The sequence below is a fragment of the Mycobacterium simulans genome (assembly GCF_900232995.1).
Classification (GTDB): Bacteria; Actinomycetota; Actinomycetes; order Mycobacteriales; family Mycobacteriaceae; genus Mycobacterium; species Mycobacterium simulans.
Map to the genome: position 1 here is coordinate 126,849 of NZ_OCVX01000007.1, position 26,473 is coordinate 153,321.

General features: G+C 63.3%; 30 protein-coding genes and 1 pseudogene. 14 read left to right on the forward strand and 17 right to left on the reverse strand.

Annotated features, from left to right (window positions below):
- Positions 1 to 144 precede the first annotated feature (144 nt).
- Positions 145 to 855, forward strand: coding sequence for a hypothetical protein (locus tag MSIMFI_RS22695; protein ID WP_191499262.1), 711 nt, complete (start codon positions 145 to 147; stop codon positions 853 to 855).
- Here MSIMFI_RS22695 and MSIMFI_RS22700 read toward each other — a convergent pair.
- Positions 833 to 2,074, reverse strand: a complete 1,242-nt coding sequence (locus MSIMFI_RS22700; RefSeq protein ID WP_191499263.1) for an alpha-hydroxy acid oxidase — start codon at positions 2,072 to 2,074, stop codon at positions 833 to 835. The two genes, MSIMFI_RS22695 and MSIMFI_RS22700, sit on opposite strands and share 23 nt — an antisense overlap.
- Positions 2,075 to 2,108: 34 nt before the next feature.
- Here MSIMFI_RS22700 and MSIMFI_RS22705 point away from each other — a divergent pair, with 34 nt between their 5' ends.
- Positions 2,109 to 2,546, forward strand: coding sequence for a DUF1810 domain-containing protein (locus MSIMFI_RS22705; RefSeq protein WP_186243292.1), 438 nt, complete (start codon positions 2,109 to 2,111; stop codon positions 2,544 to 2,546).
- Between the two features lie 81 nt (positions 2,547 to 2,627).
- Here MSIMFI_RS22705 and MSIMFI_RS22710 read toward each other — a convergent pair whose 3' ends face one another.
- Together MSIMFI_RS22710 and MSIMFI_RS22715 are read right to left on the reverse strand one after the other, a co-directional pair.
- Positions 2,628 to 3,164 carry an alkyl hydroperoxide reductase gene (locus tag MSIMFI_RS22710; RefSeq protein WP_186243293.1) on the reverse strand — a complete coding sequence of 179 codons (537 nt, stop codon included), beginning with the start codon at positions 3,162 to 3,164 and terminating at the stop codon, positions 2,628 to 2,630.
- A gap of 40 nt (positions 3,165 to 3,204) precedes the next feature.
- Entirely contained in the window at positions 3,205 to 3,792 is a 588-nt protein-coding gene (locus MSIMFI_RS22715; RefSeq protein WP_186243294.1) for a peroxiredoxin, read from the reverse strand.
- 109 nt (positions 3,793 to 3,901) lie between these two features.
- On the opposite strand from MSIMFI_RS22715, the gene MSIMFI_RS22720 reads away from it, so the two are divergent.
- The 4 genes from MSIMFI_RS22720 to MSIMFI_RS22735 all read left to right on the forward strand — a co-directional run bounded on the left by MSIMFI_RS22720 (position 3,902) and on the right by MSIMFI_RS22735 (position 6,873).
- Positions 3,902 to 4,837 carry a hydrogen peroxide-inducible genes activator gene (locus tag MSIMFI_RS22720; RefSeq protein ID WP_191499264.1) on the forward strand — a complete coding sequence of 312 codons (936 nt, stop codon included), beginning with the start codon at positions 3,902 to 3,904 and terminating at the stop codon, positions 4,835 to 4,837.
- 42 nt (positions 4,838 to 4,879) lie between these two features.
- Positions 4,880 to 5,596, forward strand: a complete 717-nt coding sequence (locus MSIMFI_RS22725; protein WP_191499265.1) for an EthD domain-containing protein — start codon at positions 4,880 to 4,882, stop codon at positions 5,594 to 5,596.
- Positions 5,593 to 6,036, forward strand: a complete 444-nt coding sequence (locus tag MSIMFI_RS22730) for a PPOX class F420-dependent oxidoreductase (RefSeq protein WP_191499266.1) — start codon at positions 5,593 to 5,595, stop codon at positions 6,034 to 6,036. Before MSIMFI_RS22725 ends, MSIMFI_RS22730 begins: the two co-directional genes overlap by 4 nt.
- 81 nt (positions 6,037 to 6,117) lie before the next feature.
- Positions 6,118 to 6,873, forward strand: a complete 756-nt coding sequence (locus tag MSIMFI_RS22735) for an enoyl-CoA hydratase/isomerase family protein (protein ID WP_191499267.1) — start codon at positions 6,118 to 6,120, stop codon at positions 6,871 to 6,873.
- On the opposite strand, the gene MSIMFI_RS22740 is transcribed toward MSIMFI_RS22735, so the two are convergent.
- Positions 6,870 to 7,052, reverse strand: a complete 183-nt coding sequence (locus MSIMFI_RS22740; protein WP_186245782.1) for a (2Fe-2S)-binding protein — start codon at positions 7,050 to 7,052, stop codon at positions 6,870 to 6,872. The genes MSIMFI_RS22735 and MSIMFI_RS22740 overlap by 4 nt on opposite strands.
- A gap of 312 nt (positions 7,053 to 7,364) precedes the next feature.
- Here MSIMFI_RS22740 and bfr point away from each other — a divergent pair, with 312 nt between their 5' ends.
- The 5 genes from bfr (at position 7,365) to MSIMFI_RS22765 (ending at position 13,029) form a co-directional block, all read left to right on the forward strand.
- Entirely contained in the window at positions 7,365 to 7,844 is a 480-nt protein-coding gene (bfr, locus tag MSIMFI_RS22745; protein ID WP_186245783.1) for a bacterioferritin, read from the forward strand.
- Positions 7,845 to 7,922: 78 nt separating this feature from the next.
- Positions 7,923 to 10,031 (forward strand): MDR family MFS transporter, encoded by a 2,109-nt coding sequence (locus MSIMFI_RS22750; RefSeq protein ID WP_191499268.1) that lies wholly within the window; start codon positions 7,923 to 7,925, stop codon positions 10,029 to 10,031.
- Positions 10,028 to 10,528, forward strand: coding sequence for a carboxymuconolactone decarboxylase family protein (locus MSIMFI_RS22755; RefSeq protein WP_191499269.1), 501 nt, complete (start codon positions 10,028 to 10,030; stop codon positions 10,526 to 10,528). Before MSIMFI_RS22750 ends, MSIMFI_RS22755 begins: the two co-directional genes overlap by 4 nt.
- Before the next feature lie 5 nt (positions 10,529 to 10,533).
- Entirely contained in the window at positions 10,534 to 11,886 is a 1,353-nt protein-coding gene (locus tag MSIMFI_RS22760) for a type I glutamate--ammonia ligase (protein ID WP_191499800.1), read from the forward strand.
- A 9-nt stretch (positions 11,887 to 11,895) separates the two neighbouring features.
- Complete coding sequence (locus MSIMFI_RS22765; RefSeq protein ID WP_191499270.1) at positions 11,896 to 13,029, forward strand: amidohydrolase family protein; 1,134 nt, start codon at positions 11,896 to 11,898, stop codon at positions 13,027 to 13,029.
- Here MSIMFI_RS22765 and MSIMFI_RS22770 read toward each other — a convergent pair.
- Positions 13,026 to 14,387 carry a phenylacetate--CoA ligase family protein gene (locus MSIMFI_RS22770; RefSeq protein ID WP_191499271.1) on the reverse strand — a complete coding sequence of 454 codons (1,362 nt, stop codon included), beginning with the start codon at positions 14,385 to 14,387 and terminating at the stop codon, positions 13,026 to 13,028. The two genes, MSIMFI_RS22765 and MSIMFI_RS22770, sit on opposite strands and share 4 nt — an antisense overlap.
- Before the next feature lie 9 nt (positions 14,388 to 14,396).
- Entirely contained in the window at positions 14,397 to 14,855 is a 459-nt protein-coding gene (locus MSIMFI_RS22775; protein ID WP_191499272.1) for a limonene-1,2-epoxide hydrolase family protein, read from the reverse strand.
- A gap of 126 nt (positions 14,856 to 14,981) precedes the next feature.
- On the opposite strand from MSIMFI_RS22775, the pseudogene MSIMFI_RS28485 reads away from it, so the two are divergent.
- A pseudogene (locus MSIMFI_RS28485) lies at positions 14,982 to 15,181 on the forward strand (KUP/HAK/KT family potassium transporter); the annotation flags it as partial.
- On the opposite strand, the gene MSIMFI_RS22780 reads toward MSIMFI_RS28485, so the two are convergent.
- The 7 genes from MSIMFI_RS22780 to MSIMFI_RS22810 all read right to left on the reverse strand — a co-directional run bounded on the left by MSIMFI_RS22780 (position 15,103) and on the right by MSIMFI_RS22810 (position 20,110).
- Positions 15,103 to 15,303, reverse strand: a complete 201-nt coding sequence (locus MSIMFI_RS22780) for a hypothetical protein (RefSeq protein ID WP_191499273.1) — start codon at positions 15,301 to 15,303, stop codon at positions 15,103 to 15,105. The pseudogene MSIMFI_RS28485 and the gene MSIMFI_RS22780 overlap by 79 nt on opposite strands.
- Positions 15,300 to 16,616 (reverse strand): cytochrome P450, encoded by a 1,317-nt coding sequence (locus MSIMFI_RS22785; protein ID WP_191499274.1) that lies wholly within the window; start codon positions 16,614 to 16,616, stop codon positions 15,300 to 15,302. The genes MSIMFI_RS22780 and MSIMFI_RS22785 overlap by 4 nt, the downstream gene beginning before the upstream one ends.
- Positions 16,617 to 16,655: 39 nt before the next feature.
- Positions 16,656 to 17,075, reverse strand: coding sequence for a lipoprotein LpqH (locus MSIMFI_RS22790; protein ID WP_224770383.1), 420 nt, complete (start codon positions 17,073 to 17,075; stop codon positions 16,656 to 16,658).
- Positions 17,076 to 17,116: 41 nt separating this feature from the next.
- The gene (locus MSIMFI_RS22795; RefSeq protein WP_191499276.1) at positions 17,117 to 17,947 is read right to left on the reverse strand and encodes an SDR family oxidoreductase; all 831 of its coding nucleotides are present in this window, start codon (positions 17,945 to 17,947) and stop codon (positions 17,117 to 17,119) included.
- 21 nt (positions 17,948 to 17,968) lie between these two features.
- Positions 17,969 to 18,427: an SRPBCC family protein gene (locus MSIMFI_RS22800; RefSeq protein ID WP_191499801.1), complete on the reverse strand. Its 459-nt coding sequence runs from the start codon at positions 18,425 to 18,427 to the stop codon at positions 17,969 to 17,971.
- Between the two features lie 51 nt (positions 18,428 to 18,478).
- Positions 18,479 to 18,895: a transglycosylase family protein gene (locus MSIMFI_RS22805; RefSeq protein WP_186243307.1), complete on the reverse strand. Its 417-nt coding sequence runs from the start codon at positions 18,893 to 18,895 to the stop codon at positions 18,479 to 18,481.
- A gap of 369 nt (positions 18,896 to 19,264) precedes the next feature.
- Positions 19,265 to 20,110, reverse strand: a complete 846-nt coding sequence (locus tag MSIMFI_RS22810) for an alpha/beta fold hydrolase (protein ID WP_191499277.1) — start codon at positions 20,108 to 20,110, stop codon at positions 19,265 to 19,267.
- Positions 20,111 to 20,239: 129 nt separating this feature from the next.
- Here MSIMFI_RS22810 and MSIMFI_RS22815 point away from each other — a divergent pair, with 129 nt between their 5' ends.
- The gene (locus MSIMFI_RS22815) at positions 20,240 to 20,839 is read left to right on the forward strand and encodes a hypothetical protein (protein WP_191499278.1); all 600 of its coding nucleotides are present in this window, start codon (positions 20,240 to 20,242) and stop codon (positions 20,837 to 20,839) included.
- A gap of 85 nt (positions 20,840 to 20,924) precedes the next feature.
- Here the strand turns inward: MSIMFI_RS22815 and ag85B are convergent, their stop codons facing one another.
- Positions 20,925 to 21,902, reverse strand: coding sequence for a diacylglycerol acyltransferase/mycolyltransferase Ag85B (gene ag85B, locus MSIMFI_RS22820; RefSeq protein ID WP_191499279.1), 978 nt, complete (start codon positions 21,900 to 21,902; stop codon positions 20,925 to 20,927).
- A gap of 478 nt (positions 21,903 to 22,380) precedes the next feature.
- On the opposite strand from ag85B, the gene MSIMFI_RS22825 reads away from it, so the two are divergent.
- Positions 22,381 to 23,523, forward strand: coding sequence for a DUF7159 family protein (locus MSIMFI_RS22825; RefSeq protein WP_191499280.1), 1,143 nt, complete (start codon positions 22,381 to 22,383; stop codon positions 23,521 to 23,523).
- Positions 23,524 to 23,533: 10 nt separating this feature from the next.
- On the opposite strand, the gene MSIMFI_RS22830 is transcribed toward MSIMFI_RS22825, so the two are convergent.
- The 3 genes from MSIMFI_RS22830 to MSIMFI_RS22840 are packed head-to-tail and all read right to left on the reverse strand — an operon-like array spanning position 23,534 to position 26,415.
- On the reverse strand, positions 23,534 to 24,106 hold the full coding sequence (locus tag MSIMFI_RS22830) for a YceI family protein (RefSeq protein WP_191499281.1): 573 nt from the start codon (positions 24,104 to 24,106) through the stop codon (positions 23,534 to 23,536).
- Between the two features lie 13 nt (positions 24,107 to 24,119).
- Positions 24,120 to 25,133 carry an alcohol dehydrogenase catalytic domain-containing protein gene (locus tag MSIMFI_RS22835; RefSeq protein ID WP_191499282.1) on the reverse strand — a complete coding sequence of 338 codons (1,014 nt, stop codon included), beginning with the start codon at positions 25,131 to 25,133 and terminating at the stop codon, positions 24,120 to 24,122.
- Positions 25,134 to 25,140: 7 nt separating this feature from the next.
- Positions 25,141 to 26,415, reverse strand: a complete 1,275-nt coding sequence (locus MSIMFI_RS22840; RefSeq protein WP_191499283.1) for a cytochrome P450 — start codon at positions 26,413 to 26,415, stop codon at positions 25,141 to 25,143.
- Positions 26,416 to 26,473 lie beyond the last annotated feature (58 nt).

Consider the following 26,473-nt stretch of genomic DNA (forward strand, 5'->3'; position numbering starts at 1 on the left):
CACCTTGACAGGTTTCATGATCGTCGACAAGCTGTAACGGTATAAACAGGTTACGCTGCGGAACCGGATGCATCCCGCCCGCACGTGAACCGCAACGGCATCGCCGCCGTTTACTAGTGCGAGAGGTGGAAGGAGCCAACGCAAATGGACCTCTACCGCATTACCCACCCACTGCGGTTGGCCAAGGGATCGCACCAGCCGGGATCAGGCAAAGGCTGCGCGATGAATGTGATTTCCTACATCAACGGCGATGCCCGAGTTACCGACTTTCCGGAATGCTCGGCGCGGCCGTTGAGCATCCTCGTCCAGTCGTGTAACGACCTGCTGGCGGCAGGAGACGGCTACCTGTCGCCAGAAGACAGCATGCTGGCCCTCGACCTCGCCTGGCAGACGGTGGGTACGGCGGACGTTCCCAACACCGTCGTACACGCCTGGATCGCCGAATTGCTGGCCAGTCCGACGTGGGGAGTCTTCGGCTACGCAAGACTTACCGCGATCAAAGCGATCATCGATCTTGCCGAGCTGCATCGCGCCGCCGCGTCTGGCGACATGCCACCTGCCGCCGACTGGGACGCCGCCACCCGTGCCATCCGGATGACCAACTGCAGCGCCGCCGGACTGCATGCCATCCGCGCCGCATACGAGTCAGCTGCCCTCGTGGATACCGATCTGCTGCCGGGACTGGATGAGGTGGTCGCTCATGCCATGAACGCCCACGCGCTGGGCGCCGAGGGTACCACCACAAGCCGAATTGTCGAGCTCACCCGTCACGCGATCCGGTCGTGGCGTGATCTTGCCGGACTGGACAACCCGGCGCCGCTGGAGCGTGCAGTCATTCCCGCGGAAGCGGCCTAAGACTGCGCAGTTGCGTCACATGCTTGGGCGAAAGCTCCTCAAGGCAGGTCACGCCGAGTAACGCCATTGTCCGGGTTACACCGCTCGCCAGGATTTCGATCGCGCGTTTGACGCCGGCCTCGCCGCCGGCCATTAGGCCGTAGAGATAGGCTCGCCCAATCAGTGTGCATCGCGCGCCGAGCGCGATCCCCGCCACGATGTCGGCGCCCGACATGATGCCGGTGTCCAACAGAATCTCGGTGTCCTTACCCAGTTCACGCGCCACCGTCGGCAACAGATGGAATGGCACCGGGGCCCGATCGAGTTGACGGCCACCGTGATTGGACAACACGATGCCATCGACGCCGCGATCCACCACGGCGCGGGCGTCTTCAACTGTCTGGATCCCCTTGACGACGAGCTTGCCGGGCCATTGCGACTTGATCCAGGCCAGATCGTCGAAGGTGACGCTGGGGTCGAACATGGTGTTGAGGTACTCGGCGACGGTGCCCGACCATCGATCCAGTGACGCGAACGCCAGCGGTTCGGTGGTCAACAGATCGAACCACCAGTGCGGGTGCGGCAGCGCGTCAAGCACGGTTCGCAGTGTGAGCGCTGGGGGGATTGACATCCCGTTGCGGACATCGCGCAGTCGCGCGCCGGCAACCGGAACGTCGACGGTGACCATCATGGTGTCGAATCCCGCGTCGGCGGCGCGCCCCACCAACGCCATCGAACGGTCGCGATCACGCCACATGTACAGCTGAAACCATTTGCGGCCCTGCGGGACAGCAGTGACCACATCTTCGATCGAGCAGGTGCCCAGGGTGGAGAGTGAGAACGGGATCCCAGCCGCGGCCGCTGCCCGCGCACCGGCGATCTCGCCCTCGGTGTGCATCAACCGGGTAAATCCGGTCGGCGCGATCCCGAACGGGAGTACCACCGGCTGACCGAGCACGTTCCATCCAGCAGTCACGTTGGTGACGTTTCGCAGGATCGTCGGGTGAAACTCGATGTCGCGGAAGGCTTGTCGGGCCCGCGCAATGGATAGTTCATCCTCGGCGGCACCGTCGGCGTAGTCGAAAGCCGCCTTGGGGGTGCGCCGTTTGGCGACGCGTCGCAGATCCTCGATGGTCAGCGCGGCGTCTAGGCGACGCTTCGTGCGGTCGAACTGGGGCCGTTTGAACTGGATCAGCGGCGCCAGGTCGCGAATTTTGGGCACCCGCCGTTTGATCGCCACCAATTCATCTAACCAGATGTGCGACCGTAGTCTGATGAAATCGACAAGCGATCCATTCGATCTGCAGCGCTTTGTCGACGCGCAGTCGCCGGTCTATCGCAATGTTGTCAACGAGCTGCGCGCCGGACGAAAACGCAGTCACTGGATGTGGTTCGTCTTCCCGCAACTTCGCGGGCTCGGCAGCAGCCCAATGGCTGTACATTACGGCATCTCCTCGCCGGAGGAAGCTCGCGCCTATCTTGCGCACGACATACTGGGGCCGCGCCTGCACGAGTGCGCTCAGCTGGTCAACCAGATACCGGGCCGCTCGATCCAGGAGATCTTCGGCCCGCCCGACGACCTCAAACTGTGCTCGTCGATGACGCTGTTCGCCCGTGCTACCGACGACAACGCGGACTTCGTCGCGCTACTGGCCAAGTACTACGGCGGCGGAGAGGACCAGCGGACCGTGGCACGGCTGAGATCCAAATAGGCCCAACAATGTGACGAGCCGCCGGAGCCGGTGCTGAACCAGCCCGGCGGCTCCGATATGCGTGCTGTCACGACGCCACGATCAGCCGACTGCCTCCAGTGTCTGGGCGGCGGTGATCGCTTGTGCCACACCGGAAACGATCGCTGCAACCTTCAACGCCTCCAGTACAGCCTCTCGGCCAATGCCCGCCTCACGCAGCGTGTGCTCGTGAGCGACCACGCAGTGCGAGCACCCATTGATCGACGACACCGCGAAGGACCAGAGCTCGAAATTCGCCTTGTCCACACCCGGATTGGCGATGATGTTCATCCGTAACCCAGGGCGCAGATCGTCGTACTGTCCCTCGAGGAAGCCGCGGCCACGGTAGAACACGTTGTTCATGCCCATGATCGACGCGGCTCCCAGCGCCGCATGATATGCCTCGGCAGACAGATTGTCGGCTGCTTCGGCGCCAATCTCGGCCAGCACCTGCGTGTTCCGTGTCGCCGCGGCACTGGCCAGCAAGGTGCCCCAGAGCTGCTCGTCGCTCAGCACCGCGCTGCGGCTGATGGACCCCAGGTTCAGCTTCAGGTCTTTGGCGTACTCGGGTATCGCGGCCTTGAGGTTCTCTACACTCATCTCACTCTCCGATCAGGCGTCAAACGTCGGGCGTCGGGCATCAGGCGGAAGCCTTGAGCAATTCGCCGGCATCGAGGGTGGGGTCGCCCTTACGCCAGTTGCACGCGCATAGCTCGTCGGATTGCAGGGCGTCCAGGACCCGCAGCACCTCATCGACGTTGCGTCCCACGGATCCGGCCGTCGCTGAAACGAATTGGATCTCGTTGTTGGGGTCGACGATGAATGTCACCCGGTCAGCGACGCCGTCGGCGTTGAGCACTCCGGCGGCTTGGACGAGCTCGCGCTTGATGTCCGAGAGCATCGGGAAGGGCAGCGTCTTGAGATCTTCATGTTGTGCACGCCATTGGAAGTGCACAAATTCGCTGTCGATCGAGACGCCAAGGACCTGCGTGTCGCGGTCTTCGAATTCGTCGTTCAGCTTGCCGAACGCCGCGATCTCTGTCGGGCATACGAAGGTGAAGTCCTTCGGCCAGAAGAACACTACTCGCCACTTGCCCGGATGGTCGTCGCTGGAGACGGTGGTGAAATAGTCGCCGGGCTGCTTAGCGTCGACCTTCGACAGATCGCCACCGATCAACGCAGTCAGGCGGTAGGCGGGGAATTGATCGCCAATTGTCAGCACAGCCATATCACTTCTCCTCATTTGACTTTCAACACACAGCTCTTGGTCGCTCGCCACCATGGTGCCTGCATTTGACTGTGAGGTAAAGGTGATATGTCCCACTATACTAATAGGTATGACCGATAAGACTTATCAGCCGACCCTTGCCGGGCTTCGCGCGTTCGCCGCGGTAGGTGAAAAACAGCATTTCGGCAGTGCGGCAGCCACTCTCGGCATCAGCCAGTCGACGTTGTCGCAGGCGTTGGCGGCACTGGAAGCCGGCCTGGACACCCACCTCGCCGAGCGATCGACGCGGCGTGTCTTCTTGACGCCAGAGGGCAAACAACTTCTGCCGTTCGCCCGTGCTGTGATCGAGGCGGCGGACGCATTCACTGCCGCCGCCGCGGGGGTATCGGATCCACTGCAGGGCACCATGCGGTTGGGATTGATTCCCACCGTGGCCCCATACGTACTGCCGACCGTCTTGGCCGGACTGGCACGTCGGCTGCCGTCTCTGAGTGTGCGGGTGATCGAAGACCAGACCGAACGGCTACTCGCGATTCTGCGGGAAGGGGCATTGGACGCGGCCCTGATCGCGTTGCCCGCCGACGCCAACGGCTTCACCGAAGTCCCGATCTACGAAGAGGATTTCGTACTGGCACTGCCCCCGGCACATCCGCTGTCCGGCAAGCGTCGGGTGCCAGTTGCGGCGTTGGCGGACTTGCCGCTGCTCTTGCTGGACGAAGGCCATTGCTTACGGGATCAGGCTCTCGACGTGTGCCATAAGGCCGGTGTACGGGCCGAACTTGCCGACACCCGGGCAGCTTCGCTGGCAACCGCCGTGCAATGCGTAATTGGCGGATTGGGGGTGACGCTGATACCGCAGAGCGCGGTGCCCGTCGAGGCCGCGCGCAGCCGCGTCGGGCTCGCGCAATTTGCCGCGCCGTGCCCGGGACGGCGGATCGGCCTGGTGTATCGGACTTCCAGCGGTCGCGATCAGCCCTACCGGCGGCTCGCCGGGATCATCGGCGAACTGATCAGTGCTCAAGAGCGAGTGCGGCTGGTCAAATAACAGCCGGGGCATCGGCAAGGTGCGCGGGTTAAGTTCGGCCTTATGGAGAAGGTAATCGCCGTGCTGATGCGGGCCGAGCCGGATGACGAGTGGTGCGCCCGACAGCGGGGTCCGGTCGCCGACGCTCTGTTGGGACTGGGTGTTCCCGGGCTATCGATCAATGTTCGTGACGGCGCGGTGCGCCACTCCTTGATGACATTGACTACGTTGAATCCGCCGGTGGCCGCGGTGGTCAGCCTGTGGACCCAGCAATGCTACGGCGAGCAGACCGCGGAGGCGCTGCGCCTGCTCAGCGCGGAATGTGAGCAGTTCGCCGCCTACTTGGTGACCGAATCGGTACCACTGGCCGGCCCGACACTCGAATTCGGCGCTCGCACACCGGGTTTGGCCAACATCGCGCTGTTGCGCCGGCCCAGCGGCCTCGACCGGTCGACCTGGCTGAACCGCTGGCAACGTGACCACACGCCGGTAGCGATCGAGACACAGTCGACATTCGGCTACACCCAGAACTGGGTGGTACGAGGCCTCACCCCGGACGCGCCGGGAATCGCGGGCATCGTCGAAGAGTTGTTCCCCGCGGAGGCGATCACCGATATCAAGGCCTTTTTCGGCGCCGCCGACGACAACGACCTGCAGCACCGGCTCAGCCGGATGGTCGCCAGCACAACTGCATTCGGTGCCAACGAGAACATCGACACCGTTCCAACCAGCCGTTACGTGTTTAAAACACCTTTCGCTGAATGTGAGGACCGCGTATGACAACGCTGAATGAAGCTACGGCGCTGGCCGCGGCAGAAAGTGGTCTGGCGGTGGTTTCCACGGTTCGCGCCGACGGAACCGTTCAGGCTTCACTGGTCAATGTCGGCCTGTTGCCGCACCCTGCCGAGGGCGAACCGGTGCTCGGGTTCACCACCTATGGAAGGGTCAAACTCGCCAACCTGCGGGCTCGGCCGCAACTGGCCGTCACATTCCGCAACGGATGGCAATGGGCGACCGTTGAAGGCCGCGCGCAGCTGGTGGGCCCTGACGATGCCCAACCGTGGCTGGCCGACGCGGACCAGTTCCGGCTGCTGCTTCGCGAGGTCTTCACCGCTGCGGGCGGCACGCATGACGACTGGGACGAGTACGACCGGGTGATGGCCGCCGAGCGGCGGGCCGTGGTGTTGATCGCGCCCCCCCGGGTCTATAGCAACGGCTAGCCCGGCGAGCAGACACAAAATCGCCCTGGAACGCGCGGTCCAGGGCGATTTTGTGTCTGCTCGCCGGTAGGTTGGCAACCTGTGACGCTGCTCATCGACGACGAAAACCGCGTACGCACCCTGACATTGAATCGGCCCGAGGCGCTGAACGCGTTCAACGAAGCTCTTTACGACGCCACCGCCCAAGCCCTGTTGGATGCGGCCGATGATCCTCAGGTCGCCGTGGTGTTGCTGACTGGCACCGGACGCGCCTTCAGCGCGGGCACCGACCTCGCCGAAATGCAGGCGCGAATCACCGACCCAGACTTCACCGAAGGGAGGTACGGGTTTCGCGGGCTGATCGACGCGCTACGCAGTTTCCCCAAGCCGTTGATCTGCGCCGTGAACGGCCTCGGAGTGGGGATTGGCACCACGATCCTCGGCTACGCAGACCTGGCGTTCATGTCTTCGACGGCGCGTCTGAAGTGCCCATTCACCAGCTTGGGTGTGGCACCCGAAGCGGCGTCTTCGTACCTGCTGCCACAACTGGTTGGTCGGCAAAACGCTGCCTGGTTATTGATGTCCTCGGAATGGATTGACGCCCTGGATGCCCTGCGCATGGGGCTGGTGTGGCGTGTCTGCGATCCCGATGCGCTGTTGCCCGAGGCCCGTCGACATGCCGAAATCCTTGCCGCCCGTCCCATTGCGAGCCTGATGGCCGTCAAACATACGATCGTCGAACCCATGCGACCCGAGATCGCGGCCGCGACCGCGCGGGAAAATGCGCACTTCGCCGAGCTTATGGGCACGCAGGCCAATACCGCGGCTCTGGCGGATTTCAGCGAACGGCGTCGCTAAGGCGCCGCGACTGCGTCGAGTTGGACGGCGGCGATAATTGCCCGCAGCGTCCGACGGCAGCGTCCACAGTCCCCGCCGGCCCCGCACGCAGCGGCGATTTCTTTGGAGGTCGACGCGCCCCGCGCCACGGCGTCACACACGGTCTGATTGGTGGCTCCGACGCACAGGCACACGTACATCAGCAAACCCCTGCCACACGCTTGCGCATCGCAGCCCGCATCATCGGGATGCCTGCCGGAGACCAACGTCGCATATTAGTGGAGTCTAACCTAAGTAGGTTAGTGGAGTCTAACCTAAGCTACTGACACGCGGCCGACGCGTTGCGTCGGCGTGACGCGCGGAGGGCGCAACAAACACGCGCCGACCCCTAGTTACTGCACTAGATTTAGACGCGGCACCCAAAGGTGCTGCAAAACCCCAGCATGGTGGCGCTCCAGCCCAGCCCACCTGTTGCGGTCAGACATGCCATCCTTCACACCGTAGGAGTGCTCATGCAAGGTGATCCGGATGTTTTGCGCCTACTCAACGAGCAATTGACCAGCGAGCTCACCGCTATCAACCAGTATTTTTTGCATTCCAAAATGCAAGACAACTGGGGCTTTACCGAACTAGCGGAGCACACCCGCGCCGAGTCCTTCGACGAAATGCGGCACGCCGAGGCGATCACCGATCGCATCTTGTTGCTGGACGGGCTGCCGAACTACCAGCGTCTGTTCTCGGTACGCATCGGCCAGACGCTGCGCGAACAGTTCGAGGCCGACCTGGCCATCGAATACGAGGTGCTCGACCGTCTTAAGCCAGGAATCATCATGTGCCGCGAAAAACACGACAGCACCAGCGCCATCCTGCTGGAAAAGATCGTGGCCGACGAGGAATCCCACATCGACTACCTGGAGACGCAACTGGAGCTGATGGACAAGCTCGGCGAGGAGCTGTACTCGGCGCAATGCGTCTCGCGGCCACCGAGCTGACACCCGTACCAGGCGCTGCCGAATAGCGCTCGCAAACCTGGGCACCCGTTAGCGTCGGACGCCGACCGGAAGGCAGGTATGACGAGCGCGACACCATCGGCGATCCCGTCGCTCCAAGCCGCCGATCCCACCCCAAGCAGCGCACTCATCAGCCCACAGCGGCGCAACTTCATCTTCCTGGCCATTGCGCTCGGCATGCTGCTCGCGGCGTTGGACCAGACCATCGTGGCGACCGCGCTGCCGACCATCGTCGCCGACCTGGGCGACGCCGGCCGTCAATCATGGGTGGTCACCAGCTACCTGCTGGCTTCGACAATTGTCACCGCATTGGTCGGCAAACTGGGTGATCTGTTCGGCCGCAAGCGCGTGTTCCAGGCGGCGGTGGTGTTCTTCGTCGTCGGCTCGGTGTTATGCGGGCTCGCGCAATCGATGGTCATGCTGGTAGGAGCGCGGGCGCTGCAAGGCATCGGGGGCGGCGGCATCACCGTGACAGCCAGCGCTCTGATCGGTGAGGTGGTCCCGCTCCGGGAGCGTGGTCGGTATCAGGGGGTTCTGGGTGGGGTATTCGGTGTCACGACGATCGTCGGCCCGCTGCTGGGCGGCTACTTCACCGACTATCTGACCTGGCGTTGGGCGTTTTGGGTCAACATCCCGGTTTCGGTCGTGGTGTTCTTCGTCGCCGCGGCGGCAATCCCGGCACTGGCCGTGTCCGCCAAACCGGTGATCGACTACGCCGGGATTGTGTTTGTGGGCCTCGGTGCGGCGGGCCTGACTGTGGCCACCAGCTGGGGAGGCACCCTATATCCGTGGGATTCGGCGACGATCATCGGGCTGTTTGTCGGCGCCGCGGCGGCCTTGGTGGTGTTCGTGTGGGTGGAAAACCGGGCGTCCGAACCGATCCTGCCAATGCGACTCTTCCGTAGCCCGGTCTTCACCGTGTGCTGTGTGCTGGCCTTCGTCGTGGGTTTCGCGATGCTCGGCGCAATGACCTTCTTGCCGACATATATGCAGTACGTCGACGGCGTGTCGGCAACCACCTCGGGTTTGCGCACACTGCCGATGGTTTTCGGCATGCTGGTCACCTCAACTGGCTGTGGCACGCTGGTTGGCCGCACCGGCCGGTACAAGATCTTTCCGGTGGCCGGGACGACATTGATGGCGGTCGCGTTTCTGCTGATGTCGCGCATGGACCCAACGACCTCGGCCCTGGTTCAGTCGCTGTTCCTCCTTGTCCTGGGTGCCGGCATCGGCCTGTCCATGCAGGTGCTGGTCCTGATCGTGCAAAACACGTCGAACTTCGAAGACCTGGGTGTGGCGACCTCGGGTGTGACGTTCTTCCGCACGATCGGTAGTTCGTTCGGCGCCGCCATCTTCGGTTCGCTATTCAGCAACTTCCTCAACGAGAGACTGGGCCCGGCGGTGGCGTCCAGTGGCGCATCCGCCGAAGCGGTCAGTTCTCCCGCCGGGCTGCACCGGCAACCCGCTGCCGTAGCCGCGCCGATCGTGCAGGCTTATGCCGAGTCGCTGTCGCAGGTGTTTCTATGGGCGGCTCCGGTGGCAGCGGTCGGGTTCATTTTGGCGCTGTTCTTGCGTGAGGTACCGCTCCGGGATATCCACAACAGCGCGGTCGACCTGGGCGACGGCTTCGGGATGCCAAGCACCGACACCCCGGAACGGTTGCTGGAGAACGCGATCGCACGCATGCTGCGCGGGGATCCCGGTGTGCGACTGCGCAGCATCGCAATGCGACCCGACTGCCGGCTTGACGTGGCGGGGCTATGGGCAGTGTTGCGCATCAACCGGTTCGGGCAGTTCTTTGGGACGGCCAGGCTCACCGATATCGGCAACTACCTCCGGGTTCCCTTCGAGGTCTTGGAACCCACGTTCGCCAGTTTGGTCGCCTCCGGCTACGTGGTGCGCGACGGAGACCGCATGTGGCTGACCCCGGCCGGGGTCCAACAGGTCGACTATGTGTACTCGTTGCTGCTGGGCTGGATCATGGAAAGATTGGCTCGAGCACCCGGCTTCGACGGGCGCCCCGACCGACGCGCAGTCGAAGCCGCCCTGGGACGTGTCGCTTATCGCGTTCTCGTCCAGCGGGACTGGGGCGACGACGCACCAACTGCGGCTATTCCGGCTGAGGGTCTCAGCGGCGACGGGTCGCGCGGGCGTAGCATCTCGCCATGAGCCGAATCGGAACATTCGCCGACGACGACGTGGCCGGGTGGGTCTTAAAATCCCCCGAACTGGGCGGCGCACTCGCCAATTTCAGCCACGCGGTCTACAGCAAGAACCGACTGCCACCGCGCACGCGTGAGCTCGCGCGTGCGGTGATCGCCAGCGACAACGAATGCGTCGTGTGCGCCAATACCCGCTTTGCAGATGCCGACGGCGGCGACGTGGATGTCCCTGAAGAGCTGTACGAGCATGCGACGCAATGGCGTACTTGGCAGGGCTATAGCGAACAGGAGCGGCTGGCGGCCGAATTCGCGCACCGGTTTGCCACCGAACACACGGTGCTGCGCGACGACGAAGACTTCTGGCGCCGCTGCAGCGAACACTTTTCCGACGAATTGCTCGCCGACCTGGCCTTGTCGTGCGCCCTCTGGGTGGGCATGGGACGGGTGCTGCGGACGCTGGATATCGGCCAGGCGTGCAAGCTGACCCTGCCGAGCCGCGGCTAGCTGCTTTGACCGCCACACCGCTCGCCGCCGCGGCGATCGCCCAGTTGGAGGCCGAGGGCGTGGACACCGTCATTGGCACCGTCGTGAACCCCGCCGGGCTCACTCACGCCAAGACCGTGCCGATACGCCGGACCAACACATTCGCCGACCCCGGCCTCGGGGCCAGCCCCGCGTGGCATGCTTTCGCGATCGACCACAGCGGCATCGCAATCACCGATGATGTAGGTGCAGTTGGCGATCAGCGCATCCGTATCGACCTGTCAGCGCTGCGCATTATCGGCGACGGGTTGGCGTGGGCGCCCGGCGCGTTCTTCGAACAAGACGGCACACCCGTTCCCATGTGCGGTCGCGGAACCCTCAGCCGGATCGAGACCGCACTTGCTGAAGCCGGCTTTGACGCGATGGTCGGCCACGAAATCGAGTTCCTTCTGGTCGACGCGAACGGTGGCCGACTGCCCTCGACGATGTGGGCGCAGTACGGCCTTGCCGGTGTGCTCGAGCACGAAGCGTTCGTCCGTGATGTCATCACCGCAGCATCGACGGCCGGGGTTGCGATCGAGCAGTTCCATCCCGAGTATGGGGCCAACCAGTTCGAGCTCTCGTTGGCACCGTTGGCGCCGGTGGCCGCCGCCGACCAGTTGGTACTTACCCGAATCATCATCGGTCGCGCCGCCCGCCGCCACGGAGTGCGCGTCAGCCTGTCACCGGCACCATTTGCCGGTGAAGTCGGATCCGGTGCCCACCAACACATCTCATTGTCTACTCCAGAAGGGCCGCTGTTTTCCGGCGGCACGGGTGCACACGGCATGACGCCGGCCGGGGAAGCTGCGGTGACAGGGGTGCTTCGGGGACTGCCGGGGGCACAGGGCATCCTGTGCGGATCGATCGTGTCCGGCTTGCGGATGCGGCCCGGCAACTGGGCTGGCGCCTACGCGTGTTGGGGCACCGAAAACCGGGAAGCGGCAATACGATTCGTTGAGGACGGCCCGGGCAGCCTGCGTGGCGGCAACGTCGAAGTGAAGGTGATCGACCCATCAGCCAACCCGTACCTGGCGTCAGCGACCATCCTCGGGCTGGCGCTCGACGGTATCAAGCACAAAGCAGCGTTACCGCCGGAAACGACAATCGATCCGGCAAAGCTTTCGGACGCCGACCGTGCCCGCACCGGCATCGTAGGGTTGTCCAAATCCCAGGCCGACGCGATTGCCGCGCTGGATAATTCGGATTTACTGCGGGGCATTCTCGGAGATCCCATCGTCGACATTGTGGTAGCAGTCCGCCGTCTGGAACATGAGCGTTACGGCGATTTCGGTCCCGAGCACCTAGCCGACCAGTTCCGCATGGCGTGGAGCCTGTGACGGGTCGCGTTGGAAGTGTCTGACTCCTCGGCGCTGGCCCGACACATCGATGAAGTGGCGTTGATCGACCAGCACGTCCACGGATGCTGGTTGTCGGCGGGGGAGCGGCCGCGGTTTGAGAACGCGCTGAACGAGGCCAACACCGAACCCCTTGCGGACTTCGACTCCGGATTCGACTCACAGTTGGGCTTTTCGGTCCGCAATCACTGCGCTCCGGTCCTGGGACTGCCCAGACACGTTGACCCGCAAGTATATTGGGATCGCCGCAGTGAACTTGGCGAAGTCGAAGTGGCCCGACTTTTCCTGAGAGCCGCCGGCGTATCCGATTGGCTGGTCGACACCGGAATCGGCAATGCGACCGCAGATGTCGCCACGTTGAGCGAATTGTCCGGAGGCCGCGCTTTCGAGGTCGTTCGGCTCGAGCAAGTGGCCGAGCGCGCCGCACAGGCACCTGGCGACTATGCGTCGGCATTCGAAGAGATCCTGCGCAGTCGGATGACCACAGCGGTCGGCACCAAGTCCATCCTGGCGTACCGGGGCGGATTCGAAGGCGATCTGATCGAGCCGCCAGCGTCACAGGTCGCCGAGGCCGCCGCGCGGTGGCGGGACCAAGGGTCGACCCGATTGCACGATCGAGTGTTGCTGCGCTTCGGGCTGCACCAGGCGCTACGTCTTGGCAAGCCGCTGCAACTCCACGTCGGCTTTGGCGACCGGGACTGCGACCTGCACAAGACGAATCCGCTGTACCTGCTTGCCTTTCTTCGCCATTCGGGAAACACCCCGATCGTGTTACTGCACTGCTATCCCTACGAGCGCGAAGCTGGCTATCTGGCCCAGGCCTTCAACAACGTCTATCTCGACTGCGGGTTGAGCGTGAACTATCTCGGGGCTCGGGGACCCGCCTTCATCGCCCGTCTGCTGGAGATGGCACCCTTCCGCAAGATCCTGTACTCATCGGACGGTTTCGGGCCCGCCGAACTGCATTTTCTTGGTGCAGCCTTGTGGCGCAACGGTATTCACCGCGTCCTGGGCGGGTTCGTGGACAGCGGCGACTGGAGCGAAGCCGACGCCATCCGGGTCGTCGACCTGATGGCCCACCGCAATGCCGCCCGCATCTACCGCCTTGCCAGGACGACCGATTAGAGGGGAACGAATCGGCGCAGCTTCCCGCTGGCCTGGTGGCGTTGCAAGCTTTCGGCGACCCGGATCTGGATTGTTGGCTCCGGCAGTCCATAGCGGCGCAGCGCGGAAATCAGCGACGCGGTCAATGCATCGAGATCGGGACAGCCGATGACCAGGATGTCCGCGCCGGTCGCGGTCTGGGTGACCTGGTATTCCGATACGTGTCGATCGGTACCCAGTACGTGGCGAAACGCCGTCGCGGGCACCGTCGTTTCCCCGTAGCGGAAGTCGTCGTCGCGACGTCCACCGATGTCGGCGACGCGCGCGAAGGCGCTGCCGCACGCGCAGCCGCCCGCCAGCGGGGTGACTTGATCGCCAAGGTCGTAGCGGATGAACGGGAACGTTCGGTTAGCCAGTCCGGTGGCGAGCGTGCGGGCCGCCGGCTGGTCGGGGCCGACCGGGTTGCCATTGTCGTCGAGACGCTCGAGGATGACCTCGTCCTCGCACACGTGCAGTCCCGCGCCGCGTCCGCAACCGACCGCCTGTACACCGATTTCGGTTGACCCCCAAAGGTTATGGACGACGGCATCCCAAGCCTGGGCAATTGCCCGTCGGTCCTCCTCGAGTAACGGTTCCGAGTTGGTGCTAATCCGTACCGGGTCGATTCGGAGCTTGCCGGCCAGCGCCGCCCGCGCCAGGCGGCCGATCACCGACGGATAACCCACCAGATGGGTGGGCTGTGCTGCCACCACCGCGGCGAGCACCTCATCAAACGGTGCACCCGCGGCAATCACCACCGTCTCCATGTTCGGAGCGGTAGGCACGTCGAACAGCGGGGTGCTGGCATGCGGTGGGACACCGGCCGATAGCACGGCAAGCCGCGCGGGGTTCAACACCCTCGGGTCGCGCCGTTCTTCGCGCGCCTGCATTCGCCAGGCAAGGCAAGCCGCCGAAACAAAGAACTGCCAATCCCATACGTAGACACCGCGTACCCCGCTGGAGCCCCCCGAGCTGAACACCTGCAGATCGCCCGCGGCATACGAAAACCATTGCTGCTCAGCAAGAATGCCTTCGGCGCGGTCGCGATCAAGGTCAGCTGTGACGATGTCGTCCCAGTGCTCCTGGGCGTCCTGTTTGGTCATCATCGGAAGGGACGCCAGATCGGCGACCGAAGCGCGGGACGCGTCGAGGCCGCGCAGTCGCCGAGCGTGAAAAGGCGAGCGGTGCATTGCGTAGCCGAGCAGTGCCCGCAGGCGCTGGTTCTGGTAGTCCGAAATCTGCCGACGCGACCATTCCAGCCGAGCAATGTGGTCGGACATGTGGGCCTGTACCGCATTGAGGTGCGCCCGGCGCAAACCCGCATAGGCCGCCCGCGCCATCACGGCTGCCTAAATCACGCCCGTCGCGTCAAAAATCCAGCTGGTATCAACATTCTCCAAGCCCTCGAAGTGGTTGGGAGGCGCGAAACTGGTCAGGCTGGCCATGTCCCAATAGTCTTTCCACAGCGTAACTTTGCCGTCGATGACCTTGTGCACCGTTACGAACCTCAGGACACCTCGCTCGCCCGTCCTGAACGTCCAGGTCTCCGAATGCTCGTACATTACGTCGGGACCATCGGATATCAGCAGACCGTCGTGGTTTTCATAGCCGGCCAACGGCTCCAGCCCGATCTTGAGCCGTTTCAGGATGTTGTCCGGGCCGCGTGCCGCCAACGCGGGAACGGGCATGTCGACGTAGAGGCAGTCGTCGGACAGGAACGTCTTGACCGTGTCCCAGTCTCGTCGCGAAAGTGCCTGCCATAGGCCCAGCACCGCATCCCGAACCGCTAACGTCGAATCTTCTGCCACAGTCGTTATGACACCCTCTCACGCCACTGGTGTCAACCAGCCCGACCGGCGGCCGCGCAGTACGATCAGGTCCGCCGCGTCGCTACCACCCACACCGCATCCGGTCACGAAACGAGGACCCTCGCCGTGCACACATATTCCGGAAGGTTTCGCCCGGCGATCATCGTAGGCGCGCTCGGTGTGGTGTTCGGCGACATTGGTACCAGCCCGATCTACCCATCCAGACCGTCTTCAACCCCAGTGACCCTCATCCGATACCGATCAGCCCCGACAACGTGTACGGGGTCGTGTCGTTGATCTTCTGGTCCGTGATGATCATCGTGACCACCGCCGACGCCGCCGAATACTTCGGGCTGCCGCTAGACCGCACGGTGGTCATGGGGTCGCGCATTGAGGTGTAACCCTCTAGCGCGAGCGCGTCACGGCGCGTGCGGCGCGAGCGCGTCACGGAGCAACCATCGACCGCGCCGGCCCGAGGATCACCGGAAGTGTCGACCAACCACGCAGCACCCGGGTATCGCGCCTGCTTCCGACGCCTGCTGACCGTACGTCAGGGAAGCGGTCGAAGAAGGTTCGTAGACCGACCTCGCCCTCGGCGCGGGCGAGCGCGGCCCCGAGGCAGAAGTGGCGGCCGGTGGAGAAGGCGAGATGCTTTCCCGCATTGGGGCGTTCGATCTCGAAGCGGTGCGGATCTGGGAACACGGCCGGATCGCGGTTGGCCGCGGCCAGGTAGATCACTACTAACTCGCCGCGTTTGACCACCGTGCCGGCTACCTCGACGTCCCTGCGTGCCACTCGCGCACTGATCTGGACCGGCGAATCCAGCCGCAGGATTTCTTCCACCGCGTTCGGCCACAGCTCCGGGCGCTGTCGCAGTTTGTCGAGTTGCTCGGGCGCATCAAGCAACATGCGAATTCCGTTGCCCAACAAGTTCACTGTGGTCTCGAAACCGGCTACCAACACCAGCCCGGCAATCGCCTGAAGTTCGGTCTCATCGAGATATGTTTCGGCACTCCCGCTTTCGGCCGTCCGGATCAATTGGCTCATCAGGTCGTCGCCGGGAACACGTCGCAATTGCCCCAGATGCGCTGCGAGCCAAGCGTTAAATCCCGTTATGCCCCGCTGCATGCGCTGATACTGCCGATAAGGCACCCCGATATCCAGACTCGGTGCACCCAGTTCACCGAATTCCAGGACGCGTCGCCGGTCATAGTTCGGTACTCCCAAGATGTCGCTGATGACCGCGATCGGAAGTTGCGAACAATATCGCCCAACAACGTCAACAACACCGGGCTGATCCGCGAGCCGATCCAAGAGGCTGATCGCAGTTTGTTCCACGCGATCGCGTAGTGCGGCAACCGCCCGCGAGGTGAACACCGCCGATACCGTCTTGCGGTAACGCGTGTGATCGGGCGGCTCAACCGCCAGCAATGACGGCGGTCGCAACGGATGGAGTTGCCCATCTCGGGTGCGGCGCTCCAGCCAGCGAAGCGGTGTCGCCAGATTCTCACCGAAGGAGATGACACGGAAATCGTCCGATCGCAACAGTTCGTGGCTGAGTCGATAATCGGCGGTCAAATAGTTGGCGCGAGCCCGTATAAGGCGGCCATGGCTGCGCACTTCGTCGTAAAAGGGCACCGGGTCCACGGCGACCGCAGGGTCGGCGATAAGCCTTGCCTGCAAGTCGCCTCGCCGCATCGCGATTACTGCTAAACCACGGATGACTCCGTGCATCGCGAACCAGTGCAGTCTGTCCTTCACCGCTCCTCCATCGATCGGCTGGCCCAATAGTTCGAAGCGTCAGCAGTCAGCGATGATCTGGAAGTCTGTTGTCACGACCTTATTGGGATTGCTGTTGTTGATTCCATACGCGCTTCCGGTGATTGTGTAGGTGTGGTTGGCGAGGTTGACATGAGCGTCGCCCACCCCGCCTTGCCAGAAGCTGCCGTTGAACCCGTCGACGTTGTGGATCTTCACCCACTGAGGGATCACCCGGTCACCGCTGAGCAAGACGACCGCTTGGACTTGGCCGTCATGGTCCCGGATGTCAATCGTCCGATACGACTGCTCCTGACTGCATGCCGGTGGACGTGTTGTGTGGCTATTGCCGTCGATGGTCAGGCGCGCGGCCTTTCGAGGCACGGTCTGGGTTTGTGCACACCCCGATATGCCGACGACGACAAGTGCGGCTCCTGCCACCGTGACCAAGCGCTTGTCCACGAGCCACCTCCATGTTCGGCCTTCGCATCGTGGAGGAAACATTACTGCCGTATTGGGTCCAGCCTCGGTAGCGCTTTAAGGATGCGACTCCGAACAAACTCGGGGCTGATGCCCTTGAGCCGGTCGATCCAGCGGATGCTTCGCGGTACATACCAATGCAACCGCGTCGGGTGGTGGTATGCCTGCCACGCCACCTCGGCCACGCTGGCCGCGGGCATCAGGCGGAACATGCCCCTCTTGGGTGCGGTCACGCGAAGTTCCTCGGCCGAAATCGGCTCCGCGTCCTTCTCGGAGTGCTGGGGCGTCGAAGTGAGAATCGCGGTGTCGATCAGGCCCGGTAGCACGTCGGCAACCCGCACGCCGTGCCGCTGCCATTCCACACTCAATGCCTCGGTCAACCCCTTGACCGCATGCTTGGTCGCCGAGTAGACGGCGAGGCGTGGCATGCCGTACGTGCCCGACGACGATGACGTCGAGAACATCAGACTTCCGGGCGCTTTCTTGAGGTAGGGGAGCGCGCCATAGGCCCCGGTCAGTACAGCCTTGAAGTTCACGTCAACGACGCGCATCGCAGCCTCGTAAGGCACGTCCTCGAACCAGCCGCCCTCGCCGATGCCAGCGTTGTTCCACATCATGTCGAGTCCGCCACCGACATGGCCGGCACAAAAATCAGCGAGGCCGTGATCGAGCGCGACCTTGTCCGTCACGTCGACGACGCGGGTCCACAACCCTGGGCCAAGCTGCGCACTCAGCGATTCGAGACCGTCCTCGTAGCGGTCTATCGCGCCCACTCGCCAGCCCTTGGCGTGGAACAGCTTTGCGCCTTCACGGCCCATTCCACTGCCCGCACCGGTGATGAATATCGTCTTCATCGATGTGCTCGAAGCCGCCCCTCAGCCTGCTTCGACCACATCCTTGATGCGCTGCAGCGTCTTGTTCATGTCGCGGATGTTATTGCGCTGTCGTAACCACCCCCCGAACACCCAGTAGTACACGGTCGTCAGCACAGACGGAGTCAGCCGAAATGACTCGGTCACATCGGTGCCGTCACCGGCAGGCGTCAACCGGTAGTGCCAGTTGTTCACCGGTTTGTCGCCGAGCATCGCAGCAAATCCGAACTCCCGGCCCGGCTCGCACGCGGTGACCTCGCAGGTCGTCCAGTAGACCGGCCCGATCCCGTTGCGCCGGACGTGTCCGCGGAACCGGGCGCCGAGCTCGGGGCCGGTCGACTCACCGAGCCACTCGGCCTCGAAGGTTTCCGGTGAGAACCGTCCGGTATTTCTAATATCTGCGATTAATTCCCAGATCTTGTCCGCTGGCGCCGCCATATGAACTGTCGCTGAACCCTCCATAGGAGAATCCAAACACGTTCACTGTAACGAAACCAGACCAGTCGCCGATATTCACTGTTTGGGCGTGAATATCCCGAGGATCCCAAGGACGGTCTGCTCCAGTTGACGTACCGGCTTGGGCAACACCACGGGCACGGGTGGCAGGCCGCCGGCGCTGGCGCACTTCGGCCATGCGGCGGGCCCCTGGCCGGCCAGAACTCGGTTGGCTACAGCGATTTGTTCCTGCTTAGAGGCATTTGCCGGGTTCCCGACACCACCGTATTCCTCCCACGTGGCTTGCTTGAACTGCAGACCTCCGTAGGCGCCATTGCCGGTGTTAGCGCGCCAGTCGCCGCCGGACTCGCACTCGGCGACGGCTTCCCAGTTCATGACATCGGCGTCCGCGACACCGGTGGATAGCGACAGCCCCGTCGCGATGAAACCCGCGGCCATGGCGGACTTGATGAGGGGCTTTGCGATGTTCGTCATGTCCGGCATTTCGCCGGGCGTAGTCAAAGCGTTACCGATAGGAAAAAAATGTGAGATCGGTTATCAATCACTTTGAGATTGGCGCAAACGGCATTCAGCCGAGCCGATCAGGCGGGCGGCGGAGCCTGGCAGTGCGACCGGGCCGCGGCTTCCAGGACCCGTTGATACAGGTTGTCGAAGCCGCGCGCCCGCACCGTTTCGCGGCTCGCTCTCTCGAGCTGGCGAGCGCATCGCGGCGAGTTCAGCAAACTCCAATTAAGCGCAATCTGAGAGAAAATCTTATCGTTCAGGGCCTTGATTGCCGACCGCGAGCCTTGCCGGACGCGGTCGGGATCGAGCTCGACCGCGGATGTCTGTTACGGCAGCGCGTCAACGGCTATGCACGTTGACGGTCTCGATCGCGTCGATCACCGGCGTCGGATCATCCAAGGCGACAAATGTTTTCGCTCCGGGTACCTCGATCATGGTGGAGTTCGGGAACAAGGCCGCCATCCGTCTGGCCAGCGATGGGGTGAAGCATCGGTCGCGCATCCCCCATACCAGCGTGACCGGCTTGCCAAATTGCGGGAACCGCGTCGACACGTCGGTCAGATCGGTGGCGGCGACGTGCCGTAGCAGTGTCGCGAGATCACCGCAGATACGAGCGTCCTTACGGCAGGGCTGGATCCACGCGGCCGTAAGTTCAGGGTTCGGCTCGTTGAGCAGCAGTCCGAAGCCAAGCGGAGAATGCCGGACCCACTTCCATCGCAGCATTGCGAACAATGCCTTGATGGATCTCGGACCGCGCAGCACCGCAAAGACGACGGTGAACGGGAACGGCGGGAACCTGTCGAATGCGTCGCAATTGGTGAGCACCAAGCGCGCGATTCGGTCAGGATAGGCGTCGATAACGAGCTGGCACAGACCTCCACCGGTGTCGTTGCCGACCAGGGTCACCTCGGAGAGGTCGAGGGCGACCATAAATTCGTGGATCATCGCGGCAATTCCGCGCGGGGAAAGGTCGGCACCGTCGTTCACGGGGATGGTGTGCGAGCCCAACGGCCAGGTCGGCAGGATACAACGAAACCCCTTGCGAGCAAGCCCTTCTGCGACACGCTCCCACAGACGTTCGTCGACAAGGATCCCGTGGACAAATAGCACCGGGGGGTGTGGTGAGTCGGCCGGCCCCAATACTCGGTAGTCAATCGTTGCCTGTGACAGCGCCACCTGTGCCATCTCAACTATCCTTTGCACTAACTTACAAACTCACAGTACGGAAGTTACGTACAGAGTGCATGAAAGTCAAATGTCTTGGTGGCGCGGCCACGAAATGACGCGCGTCGCGGGAAGTGTCGACGCCCGCTGATGACCTGGCACGATGGCAAGAGCGCCGCATCGTTACGCACACCGGGAGTGCGGCCGGTGATTTCTGCCGCGCTAGCGGTCTCGCTGATCCTGGGCGCAGCTTTCCTGGTGGTAACCAGGGTCCATCCGTCAGCCACTGACTCCCTCGGGCATCCTCATGGGCCGGCCACCGACGATCAGACCAAGTCTCAAGTCATCGAGTCGGCCAAACAAATCGTCATCGTCGCCGGACTGCGGACCACGACCGCCGGTTATCTACTCATGTCGTGCACGGACCAGGAAAGCCCTCCCTACCAAGGCGCGATCCACCTGACGTTCGAGCCGCCGACCGATGCACCCACCGACGCTTACTTTAGGGAGATCGCCGCGGCTCTGGTTGCGCACGGCTGGACGGAGGGCCTACCGCCAACCCAGCACGTGTTCGGCAGGACCCTTTCCAAGGACGCCGTCACGGCAATTGTGTACCGCCACAGCGATAACCCGAGCCTAGGGGTGATGCGTGTGTACGGCGAGTGCCGCAACATGAACGATCACCGCGGCGACACCAGCGCGTGGACCGACATCACGGGGGAGTTCACAGGGCCCGTTAGGACCCGGTAAAGCTCGCTAATGCGCTACTGCGCTTGACGGTCCATTGAATCGGCCGTCAAGCGCAGTAGCGGGGGTGCAGTGGGTTAGACCCTTGTCAGCGAGCGCCCAGTGAGCTCTGCAGGTCACCCTTCATGGCGTTGAGCTGAGCGCCCCAGTACTCCCAGCTGTGCGTTCCGTTGGAGTCGAAGTTGAACACCGCGTTATGGCCGCCGGCGGCGTTGTAGGCATCCTGGAACTTCAGGTTGCTGCTGCGCACGAAGTTCTCCAGGAACTCGGCGGGCACGTTGGCACCGCCCAACTCCGACGGGGTGCCGTTACCGCAGTAGACCCAGAGCCGGGTGTTGTTGGAGACCAACCTCGGGATCTGGATCGTGGGGTCGTTACGCGCCCATGCCGGGTCACTCGACGGGCCCCACATGTCCGAGGCCTTGTAGCCACCGGCGTCGCCCATCGCCAGGCCGATCAGCGAGGGACCCATCCCCTGGGAGGGGTCCATCAGGGCCGACAGCGAGCCGGCGTAGACGAACTGCCCGGGGTGGTAGGCGGCCAGGATCAGTGCCGACGAGCCGGCCATCGAGATACCGACCGCGGCGCTGCCGGTGGACTTGACGCTCCGGTTGGCCGACAGCCATTGAGGCAGCTCGCTGGTCAGGAAGGTTTCCCACTTGTAGGTCTGGCAGCCGGCCTTGCCGCAAGCGGGGCTGTACCAGTCACTGTAGAAGCTGGACTGCCCGCCGACGGGCATGATGACCGACAGGCCCGACTGGTAGTACCACTCGAACGCCGGGGTGTTGATGTCCCAGCCGTTGTAGTCGTCTTGGGCACGAAGGCCGTCGAGCAGGTAGACCGCAGGTGAGTTATCCCCGCCGCTCTGGAATTGGACCTTGATGCTGCGACCCATCGCCGCGGAAGGCACCTGCAGGTACTCAACCGGCAGACCCGGACGGGAGAACGCTCCCGCGGTCGCGGCTCCGCCGGCAAGTCCGACCAGACCCGGCAGTGTGGCAGCGGCGGCTGCGCCGACCAGAAGTCGGCGGCCCCAGGCCCGTATCTTCCCGCTCACCTCTGTCATACGTGTGCCCCTTAGTTCCTTATGTGTGGTGCCCCCGGCAGAACTTACCGCGCGAGTAGGTCAAATGTCGATCTGGACGCGAACTCGTTTCGTTTCGGTATCGGTTACCGACGTGGATATAGCAACTGTGCTATGGGGGCCGCGGCGGTTGTGCCGCATTCGTTATAGCCCCCGCCCAGACCGGCCAAACGGCGCACACGCCAAGCGTTATGCACGCGTTACGCACTTGGAACCTCCGACGGCCGGTTTGCCGATCCGGGTCAATTTCGGTGAGGCCACCTGCTGGTTTCCGTTTGGTAACGACACCGAGGAAGCCGAACTCGCGTCGACCGCGTAGGCTCGCTCGAAGTAAGCCGACGGAGACCACGCTATTCCCGGTCCGTTCCGGCGCTCACGTCCCACCGCACCTGGGCTTTGAGGTGCGCCATGGGACTGGTGGAGGGCGTCGAGGGTCCGGGACTGAATGAGGTGCGAGATTTTGGATACGGTACTTGGGCTGTCAGTCACGCCGACCACAGTCGGGTGGGTACTTGCAGAAGGACACGGCGCAGACGGCACCATCCTGGACCATCACGAACTGGAACTGCACGGCGGTCATGGGGTACGCGCCGTCCGCACCGCGCAGCAGGTGGCGGCGGAGGTATTGCGCGCCAGGGAAGTGGCCACCGCGGGCGATCATCGGCTGCGTGTCATTGGCGTCACCTGGAACGACGAAGCGTCGGCGCAGGCGGCACTGCTGCTGGAGGCACTCACCGACGCCGGTTTCGACAACGTCGTTCCGATTCGGATGCTCGATGCCGTGGAAACTCTGGCGCGGGCCATCGCACCCGTCATCGGCTACGAGCAAACCGCGGTGTGCATTCTCGAGCACGAGTGGGCCACCGTCGTCATGGTCGACACCCACGACGGCGAGACACAAACGGCCGTCAAGCATGTGCGTGGCGGCTTTAACGGACTGACTTCCTGGCTGACGGGAATGTTTGACCATAGTGCATGGCATCCCGCCGGGGTGGTTGTGGTCGGTTCCGACCGTGACGTCAGCGACCTTTCCTGGCAACTCGAAAAGGCTTTGCCAGTGCCGGTTTTCGCACAAACGATGGCGCAGGTGACGGTCGCGCGGGGTGCGGCCCTGGCGGCAGCGCAAAGCACCGAGTTCACCGATGCGCAACTGGTGGCCGATATCAGTGAGCCCGTCGATGTGGCCGCGCGGGCTCGGCGACTGTCCTACACCGGAGCTGCGACCACGTTGGCCGCCGCTGCAGTAACCTTCGTCGCCTCCCTGTCCCTGGCCGTGGGTCTTCAACTGGCTCCAGACAAAGATCCCGGAACGCCAAGACCCGTGGTGCACAAACCGGCGCCTCCTGTCGCAGAAGCCGCGGCTACCGCCATTGCACCGCCGGCATCGGCTCGGCCACGTATTCCCGCGGCAGCCCCCCAACCCCCAGCGCAGCACGAACCCGTCCGGCTGACCGCCGGCGAACAGCTCACGGAGTCCACTGCGGAGGAGACCCCAGGCTCCGTTGCGCCCCGGACGGATCCGACCAATGGCCTCATATTGACCAGGGTGCTCGAACACATCCCTGGCACGTACGGCGAGATCGGCGGGCGGCCACCGGAGTAGTCATCAGCGGTCAGGTTTGAATTCGGGTTGGGCTTGTGCCGTCCTTGGCGCGAATTGCGTTAAAGGACACGATGACTTCGTCGGCGACGTGCAGCGAACCCATCAACAGCGAGTACGGCTTGACGTCGTAATCGGACTGGCGGACGGCAGACTCCGCAGTCATGCGCCACGAGTCACCGAGATCGTCTGTGCGCACATCGATTACGTGTTCGCGTGAGCGTTTCCGGATGTCTAATTTGCCGGTTAGGCGGTATCCGTCGGCGGTTTTGTCGAAGGCCTCCGCGGTGAAGCGGATAGCGGGATAACGACCCGCGTCAAGCGATCTCAGCGCATTCGACCGAACCAAGACCTTCTCGGGCCCGGACAGGCTTTTGACGCCACCTTCGCCGCGCAGCACCTCCAACGAACTCACCTCGACCGCAAGCTCTCCCGTAGTGGGTTCATCCCCCACCCAGCTCACCGTGGCCCGCCACCGCCTCATTGCGATGGTAAGCCGATGGCCCATTCGCGCAGCCCTGCCGCTAACATCGGTCCGAACAATCAACTCGCCGTCGGATTCGTCCAAAATCCAGGTGTCGGTCACAGACCGACTGTAATCACATCGTCAGAACGGTGCGGTAGCGTGACCGCCCCTGCTCCATTGCCGCGTAGCCGTCGGCCGCCTGCGACAACGGCAGCTTCTCGATCCACGCCCGCACACCGGACACGACCGCGAAATGCATTGTGTCTTCGATATCTTTCGCAGTCCCAGAGGGATGGCCGACAACACTGAGCCCCGGATTTATCAGCTGCACAGGACTGATCGGCAAGGGATCTGCCGTGACACCGATCGCGACCAGTTCACCTTGCGGCAGTAACCCACCGATCGTGTCGGCCATCGCCGCCGCGTTCCCAGCAGTGGCCAGCACGACCGCGGCACCGCCCAAGGCCCGCAGTGCGTCGGCTACGTCACCGCTGGTGGAATCGATGTAGTGATGGGCGCCCAGTTTCCGGGCATCCTCAGCCTTAGCGGCACCGCGAGCGATCGCAATGGTCTCGAAGCCCATCGCGGCGGCGAACTGCACCCCAAGATGGCCGAGGCCGCCGACACCGAGAACCGCGACACGATCGCCGGGTAAGGCCTTTGTGTGACGCAGCGCGTTGTACGTCGTGACACCGGCGCAGCCCATCGGGGCGGCTTCTGTGTCGGACAGTTCGGCAGGAATGCGGGCCAACGCATTTGCCGGAACCGTTACCGCCTCGGCATAACCGCCGGGATACTGCCAGCTCGGCACTTTCATGTTCGAGCAGTGGATGAAAATGCCTTTGCGGCAGCAGTCGCAGTGGTTGCAGTTACCGCCGAACCACCCGACGGCGACGCGATCACCAACCACGAAATCATCGACCCATTCGCCGAGTTCGGCTACGGTTCCGGCGATCTCGTGCCCGAGGGTCAACGGCCACGACATGCCCGGAAAGCCACCTTGGGCAAAATGGCGGTCAGTGCCGCATACGCCACACGCGGACACCGCTACACGCACCTCGTCGCGGCCAGGTGAGCGAGTCGCGACCTCGACAACCTCTAACGGTGCACCAGCCGACTGGATCTGGGCGGCTCTATGGGTGGTCACACGTGCCCTAGTGTGCGACAGGGCATTTGGCTGCCCCATTGCTGTGATAGTCAACCTGCCAGTGCTTGATCCCGTTGAGCCAGCCGGAGCGCAGCCGCTCGGGTTTGCTGATCGATTCCAGGTTAGGCATCGCGTCGGCGATCGCGTTGAACATCAAATCGATCGTCATCCGCGCCAAGTTGGCACCGATGCAGTAGTGCGCGCCAGTGCCGCCAAATCCCACGTGCGGATTGGGATCGCGCAGGATGTTGAAGGTGAATGGATCGTCGAACACGTCCTCGTCGAAGTTGGCGGATCGGTAAACCATCACCACCCGCTGACCCTTCTTGATCTGCACGCCGGATAGATCGTAGTCCTCGAGGGCAGTGCGCTGGAACGAGGTGACTGGGGTCGCCCACCGGACAATTTCGTCGGCCGTGGTGACGGGGCGTTCCCGCTTGTACAGCTCCCACTGGTCGGGGAAGTCGGTGAAGGCCATCATGCCCTGCGTGATGGAGTTGCGGGTGGTCTCGTTGCCAGCGACCGCCAGCAGAATGACGAAGAAGCCGAACTCGTCTTCGGAGAGCTTGTGACCGTCGATGTCGGCCTCGACCAACTTGGTGACGATGTCGTCCCCTGGGTTCTTGGCCCGGTCCGCGGCCATTTGCATGGCATACATAATCAGTTCCACCGAGGCGGCCGTCGCGTCATTGCTGGCGAACTCGGGATCTTGGTCGCCCACCATCTCGTTCGACCAGTGGAAGAGCTTCATGCGGTCCTCTTGCGGTACACCCAGCAACCCGGCGATTGCTTGCAACGGCAATTCACAGGACACCTGTTCGACGAAGTCACCGGAACCTTCAGCGGCCGCTAGCTCGACGATGCGCCGCGCACGTTCACTCAGGTCACCGCGCAACCGCTCGACGGCGCGGGGAGTGAAGCCCCGCGAGATGATCTTGCGCAGCCGGGTGTGCTGCGGAGCATCCATGTTGAGCAGGACGAACTTGCCCCTTTCGATGTGCTCGCCAACGGTGCCGTCTTTGTAGCGTGGCAATGCGGTCTTCTGCAGGCTGGAAAAGATATCGCTGCGCAATGAGACCTCTTTGACGTCCTTGTGCTTGGACACCACCCAGAAGCCGCCGTCATCGAAGCCACCCCTGCCGACCGGCTGCTCGTTCCACCAGATCGGCGCGGTTCGACGCATCTCGGCGAGCTCCGCTACCGGCAACCGTTCGGCGTAGATGTCCGGGTCGGTGAAATCGAACCCGCGGGGCAGGTTGGGAATCCGCTTGGCTGTCGTCATGGGCTCACTCCTCGATACACCATGCTCTAGTAGTTGGCTCATGCCACTAATTCATTGC